Source organism: Gemmatimonas phototrophica (assembly GCF_000695095.2).
Classification (GTDB): domain Bacteria; phylum Gemmatimonadota; class Gemmatimonadetes; order Gemmatimonadales; family Gemmatimonadaceae; genus Gemmatimonas; species Gemmatimonas phototrophica.
In genome coordinates this window covers 472,166-484,941 of the sequence record NZ_CP011454.1, presented here as the reverse complement: position 1 = coordinate 484,941, position 12,776 = coordinate 472,166, and the positions used below count along the sequence as shown (strand labels likewise).

The 12,776-nt window shown below is 66.2% G+C and carries 10 protein-coding genes; 3 read left to right on the top strand and 7 right to left on the bottom strand.

Features of this window, described 5'->3' with window-relative positions; translation table 11 throughout:
* Window positions 1–5: 5 nt before the first annotated feature.
* Together GEMMAAP_RS02095 and GEMMAAP_RS02090 are read right to left on the bottom strand one after the other, a co-directional pair.
* A complete protein-coding gene (locus GEMMAAP_RS02095) occupies window positions 6–1,367 on the bottom strand; it encodes a sulfatase family protein (RefSeq protein ID WP_158514693.1) in 1,362 nt (453 codons plus the stop codon).
* A 46-nt stretch (window positions 1,368–1,413) separates the two neighbouring features.
* Entirely contained in the window at window positions 1,414–4,110 is a 2,697-nt protein-coding gene (locus GEMMAAP_RS02090) for a protein kinase domain-containing protein (protein ID WP_053333959.1), read from the bottom strand.
* A 167-nt stretch (window positions 4,111–4,277) separates the two neighbouring features.
* On the opposite strand from GEMMAAP_RS02090, the gene GEMMAAP_RS02085 reads away from it, so the two are divergent.
* Window positions 4,278–6,731 carry a serine/threonine-protein kinase gene (locus GEMMAAP_RS02085; protein WP_053333958.1) on the top strand — a complete coding sequence of 818 codons (2,454 nt, stop codon included), beginning with the start codon at window positions 4,278–4,280 and terminating at the stop codon, window positions 6,729–6,731.
* A 27-nt stretch (window positions 6,732–6,758) separates the two neighbouring features.
* Here the strand turns inward: GEMMAAP_RS02085 and GEMMAAP_RS02080 are convergent, their stop codons facing one another.
* On the bottom strand, window positions 6,759–7,121 hold the full coding sequence (locus GEMMAAP_RS02080) for an ArsR/SmtB family transcription factor (protein ID WP_043580152.1): 363 nt from the start codon (window positions 7,119–7,121) through the stop codon (window positions 6,759–6,761).
* Window positions 7,122–7,263: 142 nt separating this feature from the next.
* On the opposite strand from GEMMAAP_RS02080, the gene GEMMAAP_RS20465 reads away from it, so the two are divergent.
* Together GEMMAAP_RS20465 and GEMMAAP_RS02070 are read left to right on the top strand one after the other, a co-directional pair.
* The gene (locus tag GEMMAAP_RS20465; protein WP_026849227.1) at window positions 7,264–8,334 is read left to right on the top strand and encodes a hypothetical protein; all 1,071 of its coding nucleotides are present in this window, start codon (window positions 7,264–7,266) and stop codon (window positions 8,332–8,334) included.
* Window positions 8,335–8,389: 55 nt separating this feature from the next.
* On the top strand, window positions 8,390–9,709 hold the full coding sequence (locus tag GEMMAAP_RS02070) for an OmpP1/FadL family transporter (RefSeq protein WP_158514692.1): 1,320 nt from the start codon (window positions 8,390–8,392) through the stop codon (window positions 9,707–9,709).
* A 76-nt stretch (window positions 9,710–9,785) separates the two neighbouring features.
* On the opposite strand, the gene GEMMAAP_RS02065 is transcribed toward GEMMAAP_RS02070, so the two are convergent.
* From GEMMAAP_RS02065 to soxC, 4 genes are read right to left on the bottom strand one after another with little or no spacing between them, the layout of a single operon-like run.
* Window positions 9,786–10,325, bottom strand: coding sequence for a YeeE/YedE thiosulfate transporter family protein (locus tag GEMMAAP_RS02065; RefSeq protein ID WP_053333957.1), 540 nt, complete (start codon window positions 10,323–10,325; stop codon window positions 9,786–9,788).
* A gap of 2 nt (window positions 10,326–10,327) precedes the next feature.
* Entirely contained in the window at window positions 10,328–10,885 is a 558-nt protein-coding gene (locus tag GEMMAAP_RS02060; RefSeq protein WP_053333956.1) for a YeeE/YedE thiosulfate transporter family protein, read from the bottom strand.
* Between the two features lie 26 nt (window positions 10,886–10,911).
* Window positions 10,912–11,487 carry a c-type cytochrome gene (locus tag GEMMAAP_RS02055; protein ID WP_053333955.1) on the bottom strand — a complete coding sequence of 192 codons (576 nt, stop codon included), beginning with the start codon at window positions 11,485–11,487 and terminating at the stop codon, window positions 10,912–10,914.
* A 2-nt stretch (window positions 11,488–11,489) separates the two neighbouring features.
* Window positions 11,490–12,776 (bottom strand): sulfite dehydrogenase, encoded by a 1,287-nt coding sequence (soxC, locus tag GEMMAAP_RS02050; protein ID WP_026849224.1) that lies wholly within the window; start codon window positions 12,774–12,776, stop codon window positions 11,490–11,492.

Below are 12,776 nucleotides of genomic sequence, written 5' to 3'. Positions count from 1 at the left end.
CCCAACTACCGACGCGTCGCCGCCTCGGCGTTCACCTGTGCCTCCCACGATTCGAGCTTGAGGCGCAGGGCGCGGGCGAGATCGGGGCGTGATCGCGCGAGATCGGTGCGCTCCCCCGGATCACGACGCACGTTGTAGAGAAACAGGTGGTCGCCATCCACCACAATCTTGTGCTCGCCGTCGCGCGCCGCGCGCATGATGCCAGCGCCCACCGCGGCTCGCCAGAACAACGTGCGCTCCATGGCTGGCGTGCGCCCTTCCATCAGGGGCAGCAGGTTCACGCCGTCCAACTTTGCTTCGGCAGGCACCACAACTCCGGCGGCGGCAAGGATGGTCGCGGTGAGATCCATCGTGATACCGACCTGCGGCGTTACCTGCTTTGGCGGGATACGCCCTGGCCAGCGCGCCATGGCGGGCACACGAATGCCTCCCTCCCACGTGGTCCACTTGCGGTTGAACAGCGGCGTGTTGTCGGAGAGCCACTCGCCACCATTGTCGTTGGTGAAAATCACCAGCGTGTTGCGGGTCAGCCCCTGCTGCTCGAGCGCAGCGAGAATTTCGCCAACGCCACGATCGACACGCTCCACCATGGCAACGTAGTCCGCACGCGAACTGGTGAGCGAATCGGCCGGCTTCACGAAGCGCGCGTTATTGGCAGCAACACTTGGCGTCTCAGGGCGCTGGAAGGGCCAATGCGGGGCATTGTACGCCACGTCAATGAAGAACGGCTCTGCGGCGTGCGCTTCAATGAACTTCACCGTCCGCGCCGTGATCAGGTCCGTGGTGTAACCGTACACCGTGACCGGAGTGTCATTCTCCCAGAGATCGGGCTGACCACGACTGTCGTTGTGGCGCCAGTAGTCGTGATAGCCACTTTTGAGCCCGAAAAAGGTGTCGAAACCGTGCGCGTTGGGGCTTTGCGTGGCGGTGTAGCCGAGGTGCCATTTGCCAAAGAGCGCGGTGGCGTAGCCGCGTGACTTGAGCAGTCGTGGCAACGAATACGGGGACGCCTCGAGACCACGGCCTGCAGAAGAGGCAGCACCATTCGCGCCGAGGGGCGCTTCGAGCAGATAACGCTGCTGGTATCGTCCCGAGATAAGCCCCGCTCTGGTGGGAGTGCAGGTGGAGGCGTTGGCGTAAAAGTCGGTAAAGCGCACCCCCTCACGCGCCAGACGATCGAGGTTGGGGGTGCGGATGTCGCGGGCACCGTAACTGCCTAGGTCCGCGTAGCCCATGTCGTCGGTGATGATGAGCACGACGTTGGGGCGATCGGGACCGGGCCTTTGTACCGGCTGGGCGACGGCCTTGGCGCTGAAGAGTGCGAGCAGGGCAGCAACAAAGATTGCGGTACGAGTCCGCGCCAACATTTCGCGACAGTCAGTCAGCATAGCCGGTGTCCATGGTCAACTCTCACTACTGCTTCGCCTTCGCCAACAACTCGGCGAACCAGTTCTCGACGTACACCACCTGCGACGCCGAACCGCGGCGAATCATGAGAAAGCGCTGGCCGTCGGGCGAAACATCGTACTGCGCGCGGTTACGCGCCGAGACGTACCCCGCGACGGAGAAGAGCGCGCGCGGCGGCCCGGGAGTGAAGACAGGCCCGGGCGGCACCGACACCGCCATCATCTGACCGCCGAGCGTATAGAACAGTTCGCGGCCGTTGCCTGACCAGCGGGGCTCGGAGCCTCCGGCGACGGACACCACCACGCGTTGCTGTGCATCGGGGAACGACTGCACGACAATCTCGCGACTACCTACCACGGCGCCGGAGCCGTAGGCCAACCATCGGCCATCGGGGGAGAGCGCAGGTTGCAACGCCGAGACGTCTCCGGTGGGCACCAGGCGCAAGGTCGTGTCTCCGGTACGCCGGCGCGCGTACAGTCGCGACAGGCGCGCCGCACTGGTCCCCGCTTCGTCGGAACGCAGCACCATCCACTGCCCGTCGCGTGACAGTTCCACCTCGAAGTAGTTGACTCGACCTCCCACCAACGGCGTCGTACCACCGGTACCATCGGCGCGGGCCATTGCGGGGGTCGCCGCCAGCGAGTCGGTGGCGTTCACATCGCGCACGGTGACGAAGGCCAACGATTGCCCGTCGCCGCTCCAACTCGGGCGCCAGTTGGTGGGGGCAGAGCTTTGCACCTTCGTGCGGGTACCGTTGCTCCGCCACATCCACAGGTCGGTCGTCTTGTCGCGCACGCTCACGGCAATCGCGCGACCGTCGGGACTGACGGCCGGATAGTCGAAGCGCGCGCGCCACGAGCTATCGACTGGCTCCGCTCGTCCGTCGCGCGACACCCACACCAGCCCTGAAGCGGAGGCCGTGGTGCGATCGATGGTGTAGAGCGCGGCGCCGGACGGCGACAGTGCAAACTTCGTGGGGAGGACGCCGTCGATGACCGCGAAGGCGCCGCCGGTGACCGTGAGCGTGGCGACATCAAATGGCACCGCGTACAGCCCGTTGTCGCGGCTCGTATACAGGACATGCCCGGTTGGCGAATACCACGCGCCCAGCGCCCGCGGCAACAACGGGCGCGCACTGTCGCCCTTCATGTCGTACACCCACGTATCCGAGCCTACCGCGCACGCGCTCCGGCAGACGGTGAACAGAAACCCCCGCGCTCCGGGGAGTGCATCAATGGACACCACGTCGTTCTGGCCGCCCGCACTCGTACCCGATGCGGCGATGTTGAGCGAAGGCATCGTTGCCCCATCGGCCGAGATGCGCTTGAGGTCGCGCCCCATGTTGTACACGATACTGCCGTCGTCCAGCCAGGCGCTCCCGCCGAACGCGCTGGCGATATTGGACTCCACGATCGTGACCGCTCCACCGCCGGCGGCGGGGACTTTCCGGAGCTGCCCCTTGAGCGTCAGGAACGCAATCCACTTGCCATCGGGCGAATAGAACGGCGCGATGCCTCCTTCGGTCCCCGGAATCGGCGAGGCGTCGGTAGCGTCGCGCGCCTTGCGCATGAGGATGCGACCGGCGGGCGTCGAGTCGGTGAACACGATCGCCGAGCCGTCGGGCGCGATGGCCGCTTCATTGCCAAGACGCGTGGCGCCGGCATCGAGCGGCGAGGGCATCTGATACTGCCAGAGCGTGACCTGCTGACGACTGGGTGCGTTGTTCGACACGCCGGTGCCCGATTGACGGGCATAGACGACCGCGAGGGCGGCGGCGAAACCCACCGCCAGCGCCCACGGCGCAATGCGCGCGACACGTGCGGCGCGTGAGGGCGGCGCTGCGCGACGTGCACCGGAGACCGTGATGGTTGATGTGCTGGCGCCCAAGGCGGCCGCAAACTCCGCCGCACTGGCAAAGCGATCGGCGGGGAGCTTGGCGAGTGCCGTGAGCACCGCGACCTCGATGTGCTCCGGCACCGTATCGCGCAGCGTGTGCAACGACGTCGGTTTTTCACTCAACACCTTGGCCACGATCGCTTGCACGCTGCTACCCATAAACGGTGCGTCACCGGCGAGCATTTCGTAGGTCACCGCGCCGAGCGCATAGATGTCACTGCGCGCATCGATGGTACGTTCGCCCATCGCCTGCTCGGGGCTCATGTACTGCGGCGTACCGAGGCTCAGACCGGTTTGCGTCATGCGTTGGCCGCCGGCGCTCTGCACAGCCAAGGCGATGCCGAAGTCCGCAACGAGCGCCGACCCATCATGCAGGAGAATGTTCTCCGGCTTGATGTCACGATGAATCACATTCTGACGGTGCGCGTAGTCGAGGGCGCTCGCTACTTCGCGTGCAATGCGCACCGCGTCGGCGATGGGCAGCTGGCGTTCGCGTTCCAAGCGCGCGCGTAGTGTCTCGCCAGTGACGAGCGGCATGACATAGTACAGCAGCCCATCCGCCGCGCCACTGTCGAGCAGCGGGAGAATGTGCGGATGCTGCAACCGCGCGGTGGTGCGGATCTCGGTGAGAAACCGCTCGCCGCCAAGCGCCGCGCCGAGATCGGGATGGAGCACCTTGATGGCGACGTCGCGCTCGTGCTTGAGGTCGTGCGCGAGATACACCGTGGCCATGCCGCCGGCGCCGAGTTCGCGGGTTACGCGATAGCGGTCGGCGAGGGCGGTGGTGAGGCGGTCGAAAGGGGTCACGCGATCAGGAGGACGTTGGCCGGGGCATGTCTCGGTAACGTTGCGTGACGAAGGTACCGGCGCAATGTGGCCGGCACGCCAAAACGTGAAGCCCCGTACATCAACATCGCGCAACCACCGACCCAAGCCTCATTATACTCCACACTTCGATCCCAACACCCGCATACGTGACCGCTTTCCCACTTCGCGAACAGCTACAGCTCGCCCTTGGCACCGCCTATACCCTCGAGCATGAACTCGGTGGTGGCGGGATGTCGCGCGTGTTTGTCGCCACGGAAGTCGCGCTGGACCGACGGGTGGTGGTGAAAGTGCTGCCCGAGGAGATGGTCGGGCAGGTGTCGCTTGAACGCTTCAAGCGCGAGATCGCGCTGGCCGCGCGGCTGCAGAATCCGCATGTCGTGCCGTTGCTCACCGCCGGTGATGCCGGCGGACTGCCCTACTTCACCATGCCGCTGGTGGAGGGCGAGTCGCTGCGCGCCCGCATCGCCCGTCAGGGGGAGCTGCCGCTCAGCGAAGCCATGCGCCTGTTGCGCGAGATCGCCTCAGCACTCGCCTACGCGCACGATCGGGGCATTGTGCATCGTGACATCAAACCCGACAACGTGCTGCTGTCGGGCGGCAGCGCGATGATCACCGATTTTGGCGTGGCCAAGGCCATCTCGGCCTCCAGCAACAGCGAAGCCGGCAACACCACCTCCATGGGCGTCGCCCTCGGCACGCCGGCCTACATGTCGCCGGAGCAGGCCAGCGCCGACCCGGCGGTCGATCACCGCGCGGATATCTACGCCTTCGGCGTGTTGGCGTATGAGCTGCTTACCGGCCAACCGCCGTTCAGCGGGCGCACGCCGCAGGGATTGCTCGCGGCGCATGTAACCGAGACGCCGGAATTCATCACGCGCCGGCGGCAGACCATTCCGCCGGCGCTCGGCAATCTGGTCATGCGCTGTCTCGAGAAGCGCGCCGCCGACCGGCCGCAAACAGCGCTGGATCTGGTGCACGGGCTGGATCAGATCACCACGCCGAGTGGTGGTTCGGCGCCCACCACAGCGGTGGCAGCGGTGTCGAGCGAAATCGCCACCACCGCCGCGTCCACGGCAACCACGCCGGCGCGCTCGCGTGCCGGGCGCTGGATTGCGGCCGCGGCCGCGCTCGTGGCGCTGGCGGGAGCAGCGTGGTTCGCATCGACGAAGGTGGTGGACGCTGCCGGAAGCGCGCCGCGCAGCATCGCGGTGCTCCCCACCGAAATGGGCAGCGACACCGCCCATGCCTACCTCGCCGACGGCCTGTCCGGCGAACTCACCACGCGCCTGAGCAAGATACCCGGGCTGGTGGTGCGTGCGTATTCGTCGTCCAAGACCATGCAGGGCAAACCGCTGGGCGAAGCGGGCAAGACACTCGATGTGTCCTCGCTGCTCACCGCCTCGCTGATGCGATCGGGAAATCGGCTCCGCGTGACGGCGTCGCTAATCGATCCGACCGACGAGTCCGTGCAGTGGTCAGAGACGTTCGAAGAAAGCGATCAGGATCAGTTTGCCCTGCAGGACAAGCTGGTGAACGCCATTGCCGGCGCGCTCAGGCTCACCCTCTCACCTGAGGTGAAGGCGAAGGTCGAGGCGCGCGGCACGCGCAGCGCCGAGGCGTTGGATCTGGTGCAACGGTCGTACTTTTTGACCGATCAATTCACTGCCGCGTCACTACGGCAGGCCGTGTCGCTGGCGGAGCTGGCGATTCAGAAGGATTCCCTCTATGCCGGTGGCTGGGCAGCGCTGGCCCACGCGTTGTCAACTCTGGCGGACGATTTCGTCTCGCCACTCGAGGTCCTCCCGCGCATGCGTCCCGCGGTCGAGCGTGCTCTCGCGCTCGACCCGTCATCGGCCGACGCACACGCGCAGGCCGGTGAGCTGCACATGTGGTACGACTGGGATCCGGTCAGCGCTCGTCGTGCATTCGAACGGGCGTTGGCGATTGACTCGACGAACGTCCAGGCCGCCAGATCGTACAGTCGGCTGCTGTCGAGTGAGTTCGGGGAGTCTGGCGATTCCGCCTTTGCCGTCCTTGAGCGCGGTATACGGTCAAATCCCGGCGCCATCGCGCTGTTGCGCCAGTCGCTCGTCCAGGAGCATTTCGCTCGACTATCACCGGCCCAGCGCGAACAGCGGTGCCTGTTGATCGCGCAGTTGGAGGGTTCGCCATCGGCGACCTGCGCGATTCGACAACTGCAGCAGGCGGGACGTGCAGACAGTGCCCGTCGCATGTCGCTCAACCGCCTTCGGAGCGTTACTCCGGCCGAACGCGAAGCCCGCTCCGGCGGGAACCTTACGGGTCTCGCCGCGGCCTTCCTCGCCGCGGGCGATACGGTCAGCGCCAGAGTCGAACTGAACGCTGCGATCGCACGATCGGTGCGCGAATACGTGCGCGAGGATGGTATCGCCGAAGTGTTCTTTGCCCTTGGCGACATCGAGCGGGCGGTGCAGTGGTGGGACCGCGCGGTCAGTTCCAACAGCTCGCGCGTACTGGATTTGTTGCATATGCGCCGATACGAGGCGCTGCGGCGTGACCCACGGGCGCAGGATGTGCTTCGCCGCGCACGGGTAAAGGCGAGCCAGGATTCCGGTCGTTGAGATAACGTGGCGGCACCGGCCGCCCGCCTACTCGTCGCGAGGGGTGCTGACCGTCGCGCGGGCGGCGGCGATGTCGTGCTCGAGCCGGCCACACATGATCTCGCAGAGGGCGAGCACGTTGTCGTCGGCCAGCCCGTAGTACACGAAGAGTCCCTTGCGCGTGCGGCTGACGAAGCCCGTCGCATGCAACTGCTGGAGATGCTTGGAGAGGTTGCCCTGCCCGAGCCCCGTGCGCTGCACCAGCTCGGTGACGGTGAGCGGGCCCGCCTCCAGCTCATGCAGGATCCCCAGGCGCGCCGGTTCGGCGAGCGCCCGGAAACGGCCCGCTACCATGGCGAGCAGCGCGGCGGTTGGCTCGCGCTTGGAAATTGGGCGTACGCTGGAAACCATGTGCGTGTAAGGTAATTCAGTACCCGAGCTGCGTGCGACCGCACCGGCGACTTGGCGGGGCCCGGTCGGGGGAATACCCACGCGCCCAGTCAAAAAAGAGGATTGCAAAGCGTATCAATTCTCTATATGCAGAATAATGCATATGCTATCCTCGAAGATTCGGGTCCCGGGAGCGCGGGCCGCCGTTACCTTGGCCGTCGGGCTGGCCGTGAGCTCACCGCTCTGGGCACAGGGCGGCACCGGGAGGGTGTCCCCGACCACGGCAGCCAAGTCGCCCGCCGCCGCAGTGCGCTGGCGCATCGTATCCTCCGAGGCGGCGCAGGCGTGGTTTGCCCTGCTGGCCGACCTGCGCCTCGCCGGAGTCGGCGCGTTCGCCTTCACGTCGGGCGGCGCCGCCCCCGGGGCTGCCGAACGCGAACTTTCCCGTGCCCTCGCCGGGTCGCGCGAGTGGGAAATCCTCCACTTCCTCCCCCTGTACTATCCGTCCGCCGATCGCCTGGCGCTGGGCGACGCGCTGCGCGTCGCCGCCAGCGATGAGGCACCGGTACCGCGCGCCACGCTGCTCGTGGGCGCCCTGAGACAGGTGCTCTCTCCGACATCGCGCCGGGCCTATTTGCCGACGCTCGCTGATGCACTCGGCGCCGTGCGACCGACTCCCCCTGGAGCAGCGCGCACGGCTGCGTGGCAGGCGATGCTCGACTCTAGCTACCTCCCGGCGCTTGCGCCCTGGCTGGTGGCGGAACGACTCGACGAGGGACGTCTCATCGTCGCGCCCGCCCTTGGCGCCGAGGGGCGGCTCTTCGCCGGCACCGCCGACCGGAAGGACAACCTCGCGGCGGTCGGGAGCTTCGCGTCCGACAGTGTCACCGATGCACCGCTGCTCGCCTTCACCCGCGAGTCCTGCTTCCCGGCCGTCTCACGGGCCGCGCGCGAGGCTGGCCTTCGCGTGGGGGATCCCACAGCCGCCCGACGTGCGAGCCTCGCCGCGGTTCGCTGTGGGGCCGCGCTGCTCGACCGGCGTCTCCCGGAGCGCGCCGGCGCCTATCGTCGCTTCTGGTTGGCGCGCCTTGCCGAGGCGGACAACGCCGTCTCCATACCCGCGGAATCAGACAGCGGTGCACTGCGCGACGCGTTTGCACGCGCCTTCCCGCCCGATCCCGCTCTCAGTGGCGCACTTGAGCGCGCCATCGGCCGGCTCCCGCCGACCCCTTGATGCTCCCCGTAGCCCTGCCCGACCACCTTCTCCAACTCTTCTCGAGGTCCCCACGATGCGATACTCCTGGTCTTTGGCCTTCGCGGCCTTTTCTTTGATCAGTGTGCCCGGCACCGCACACGCGACCGATGGACACCTCCTGCACGGCGTCGGCGCCGTGAATTCCGCGCTCGGCGGCGTTGCCATTGCCTCCAACGCCAGCCTGCTGGGCGCCTTCTATTCCAACCCGGCCGGCCTCGCCTCTTTCGACGGCACGAATCTCGAGATGGGGTTCGAACTTCTGAAGCCCGATCGCACCGTATCGTCCACGTTCGGTACGATGTCCGGGAGTACCACCAGCGACTCCGACTGGAGTCCCATTCCGGCCTTCGGGTTCAGCACGCGCCTCGAGAACGGGCTGGTCATCGGACTCTCGGGGCTCGGCATCGGCGGCTTCGGCGTGAACTACGCGGCCGATCCGTCCAACCCCATCCTGATGCCGCGGCCAAACGGCTTCGGGCAGGTCTACTCCAACTTCCAGTTGCTCAAGATTTCGCCTGCGCTCGCGTGGAAGGCGGGAGAGAAGCTGAGCCTGGGTGTCGCCGCCAACATCGACTGGCAATCGCTGGCCGTGGATCCGATGCCGATCGCGGCGCCGGACTTCGATCCAGGTCCGGACAACCGGCCAGGAACCCAGGATGATCGCTCCTTCTATCCGTCGGCGGCCGCCGCGGACGCCGTGTTCGGCTTCGGCTTTCAGGTGGGGCTGCAGTACGTCGTATCGCCCAAGGTCACCATGGGACTCGCGTACACATCGCCGCAGATCTTCACTGACTTCAAGTTCCAGATGACGCACGCAAATCCCAACCTCCCGAACTTCGGAACCGCGCGGACCGTCTCGTTCCGCATGGACGTCCCGGCGATCTATGGCGTGGGACTCGCGGTTGCGCCCACCGAGCGCCTGCAGATGGGGCTCGACGCCAAGTACGTGACCTACGGCAGTACGGAAGGCTTCGAAGCCAAGGGCTATGCGGGCGACGGCTCCGTGCAAGGGTTCGGCTGGCAGGACATCACCGTGGTTGCCGCGGGCGCCCAGTACAAGGCCAGCAACAAGGTGACGCTGCGTGGTGGCTACCACTACTCGGGCAACCCGATTCCCGACGAGCAGTCGATGTTCAACATCGCCGCGCCGGCGGTTGTGCAACACCACATCACGGGCGGAGTCGGAGTGGCCATCGCGAAGGGCGTGGAGCTGAACGTCGCCGCCTACAAGGCGCTCGAGAATACCATCACGGGCGCGATGTTTCGGCCGCAGGCCATCCCCGGCACGTTGGTGAGCAACTCGCTCTCTGAAACCTCGCTTCTGCTGGGGTTCACCTTCCGCCCGATCAAGTAAGCGGACGGATGCACAGAGCCCCCGGCGGATAGTTCCGCCGGGGGCTCTGTGCTGTCCGCCACGTCACGCGTCGCGTTCAGGCCTTCCGCACATCGGTGGGGAGGATCTTGATCACGGCCGCGAAGATGGCGGCCACGATGAGGGCCATCACGAAAGGATTGACGCCGGTCACGTCGGCGAGAGTGATCTTGCCGAGGTTCGCCACTTTCACGATCGGATCGATGAGCGTCGTGTAGACGAGCGTGAAGACGAGTGCGCCGACCACGCCGCCAACGACCGCGACGACGGCGTCCTTGCGCCCTTCACCGATGCCAACGACGCTGGTACCGGGGCAATAACCGCCGACACCGAAGCCGACGCCAAACACCAGGCCACCGAGCAGCACCCCGAGCACGTAAGTGGGCTTCACGTCGAAGTGCAGGACCTGCGGCGCCACGAGCGACATGCCGTACACCAGCACCATGCCGACAGCCATGGTGAGAGCCATGAACTTGATGACCGACAGGTTCTCGAGCCGGAGGTTCTTTACGATCATCGCCGGGCTCGAGGCCTTCACGCGCTGGATAAAGAAGCCCATGGCCACGCCGATCAGGATGGCAAGGAACGAAACGAGCATGATCAGGCTCCTGCCGCGCGGCGGCTGTTGAGCATCTTCGCTGACATGATGCCGGAGGCGAAGACACCGATGGCGAAGATGAACCCGCTCACTGACAACTGGGTAATGCCGGAGATGATGTGACCGCTGGTGCACCCGCCAGCGATACGGGCGCCAAAGACGATGAGGAACCCGCCGATGAAGGCATCACGATAACGCTTGGCCTTGGTGGTTTCTCCAGGATGCGCCATCTCGCACGCCGGCGTCTTTTCCTTGTTGGCGCGGGCCCCGAGGAACCCGCCGATCAGCAGGCCGAGCACGATGAAGGTCTCGGGCTTCATCAGCGACCCCATCTTCTTCAGGTAGGGGTTGGACTCCGCGTACGCCGGATTGAAGAGTTCCGTGATCGCACCGATGAACCGCGGATAGGTGCCAGAGACGCCGATGGGTCCCCACACGATGATGGAAGCGGCGCCGAGAATCCCGAAGAGAATCCCGTAGAACACCCAGGGCGTCCTGGGCGCCTCGAGCATGGGCACCGGATTGTCCGGCGCGAGCGTGGGAGAAGCGGAAAGCGACATGAAATGCTCCAACGTTGGAGGAAGGACTACGGCTTGCCGGGGGCGCGGTCGTCCGCGACGAACCGGTCAGCATATGGCATCTTTACGGCACGCAGCGCGGCCGCATCGAGAGTAGCGTCATCCGCAATCACGTCATCCATGGCCAGCAGGTAGGCCGTCAAGGCATACACCTGGTCGTCGGAGAGTGAGCCGGGCTTGGTGTGCGGCATCGCCCGGCGGATGTAGTCAAACAGCGTCGTCGCGTGCGACCAGTAGTTGCCGATGGTGTGCGGCAGCTTGGGATCGCTCGAGAAGGTGAAGTCCTCGGCAGCGGGAACGCGGCCGAGCAGGCGGGGAAAGGCAGGCTCCATCCCTTCGCCCTTGGCACCGTGGCACATGGCGCACTGCGCCTGATACAGGGTGCCGCCGTCGGCCACGGTCCCCTGTCCTACCGGGAGACCAGCGCCATCGGGGCCGATGTCGATGTCCATCGCACGGATGAGCGAGTCGCTTGCCGGCGTGCCGAGGCCGTAGCGCGTGCCTTGCGCGGGCGCATTGTCTGCCGGTTTCGAGCCACAGGCGGCGAGACCCGCGACGAGTCCCAAGATCACAAGCGAGCGCATACTCAGGTCTCCCCGTGGAACGTGACGGTGCCGTCTCCAACCACCTTCCACCCCACGATCTGATTGAAGTGGTAGTCAGTGCCGAGGCCGCGCGCGGTGATCACGGCGGCGCGCGTAGGCTGCGTGTAGCCGGCATCGTCAGTAGCTCGGCTGAGCAACACGCTCTCGCGCCCTGAGAACTCCCACATGTGCTGAAAGCGTACCGTCGACTTCGACTGCGGCTCGCCAAGCAGCTGCGCGTCGGTCCAGGTCGTGCCACCATCGACGCTCACCTCCACCCGTTGGACGCGGCCGCGGCCACTCCAGGCGAGACCGGAGACGGTGTGCCACCCCTTCGCCGATACGCGGTCGGAAACGGTGGGACTGGTGATGATGGACTTCACGTCGCACTCAAAGGTGAAGCGACGCGCGGTCTTGTTCGGCAGCGGGTCCGTGTACTTCGACGTTTCCCACCGCGTCATCCACGGTTGTGTACCGAGTTCGAGGCGGCGCACCCACTTGATGTTGATGTTCCCTTCCCATCCCGGCAGCACGAGGCGGAGCGGATAGCCCTGTGCGGGGCGCAGGGGTTCACCATTCTGTGCCCAGACGATGAGTGCGTCGTCCCAGGCCTTTTCGATGGGCACCGAGCGCGTCATCACACAGGCATCTCCCCCTTCGGCGAGGAACCACTTGGCCTCGGGCTTCACGCCGCACTCGCGAAAGAGCGTGGCGAGTGTCACGCCGGTGAACTCGGTCGTGCTGATCATGCCGGCGACCTGCTGCGCCGTCATCTCCGGCTTGGGCGCACGGTAGGCGGCGCGCCCGTTGCCGGAGCATTCGACGAAGTGCGTGCGCACCACCTGCGGGAAGCGCTTGATGTCGGCGACCGAAAAGGTGAGCGGCCGCTCGACGAGCCCGTGAATGGTGAGTGTATGACGCTCGGGATCGAGTGCGGGGATACCGGCGTGATGGCGCTCAAAGTGCAGGTCACTCGGCGTGATGTTGCCGGTGAGATCCTGCAGCGGCGTAAGCGACGAGCCCGTAGTGGCGCCGGTGGGACCGCGCTTGGGCGTCTCAAAGGGGCTTCGCTCACCGAGCGGCGAGGTGGGCGCACCCTGCAGCTTGGTGGCGTCGGTGGGTACGGCAGGCGCCGCGGGCGCCACGGCTTGCTGCGCACCGAGGACTGCGGGAAGTCCGGCGAGCATGGCCCCCCCAAGGGTACCCACCGCGCCAGCGAGGAGATCGCGGCGCGTGAGCGCCGGCGACGCCGCCTCAGCGGCGTCAGTGGAATCGGGCGTATCGATCAT

What these genes read in the sequence shown, in the direction of transcription:
- GEMMAAP_RS02095 (WP_158514693.1), bottom strand. Translation starts at nt 1,367, where the DNA reads ATGTTGGCGCGGACTCGTACCGCAATCTTTGTTGCTGCCCTGCTCGCA.
- GEMMAAP_RS02080 (WP_043580152.1), bottom strand. Translation starts at nt 7,121, where the DNA reads ATGGTTTCCAGCGTACGCCCAATTTCCAAGCGCGAGCCAACCGCCGCG.
- GEMMAAP_RS20465 (WP_026849227.1), top strand. Translation starts at nt 7,264, where the DNA reads ATGCTATCCTCGAAGATTCGGGTCCCGGGAGCGCGGGCCGCCGTTACC.
- GEMMAAP_RS02070 (WP_158514692.1), top strand. Translation starts at nt 8,390, where the DNA reads ATGCGATACTCCTGGTCTTTGGCCTTCGCGGCCTTTTCTTTGATCAGT.
- GEMMAAP_RS02065 (WP_053333957.1), bottom strand. Translation starts at nt 10,325, where the DNA reads ATGCTCGTTTCGTTCCTTGCCATCCTGATCGGCGTGGCCATGGGCTTC.
- GEMMAAP_RS02060 (WP_053333956.1), bottom strand. Translation starts at nt 10,885, where the DNA reads ATGTCGCTTTCCGCTTCTCCCACGCTCGCGCCGGACAATCCGGTGCCC.
- GEMMAAP_RS02055 (WP_053333955.1), bottom strand. Translation starts at nt 11,487, where the DNA reads ATGCGCTCGCTTGTGATCTTGGGACTCGTCGCGGGTCTCGCCGCCTGT.
- soxC (WP_026849224.1), bottom strand. Translation starts at nt 12,776, where the DNA reads ATGATCGATACGCCCGATTCCACTGACGCCGCTGAGGCGGCGTCGCCG.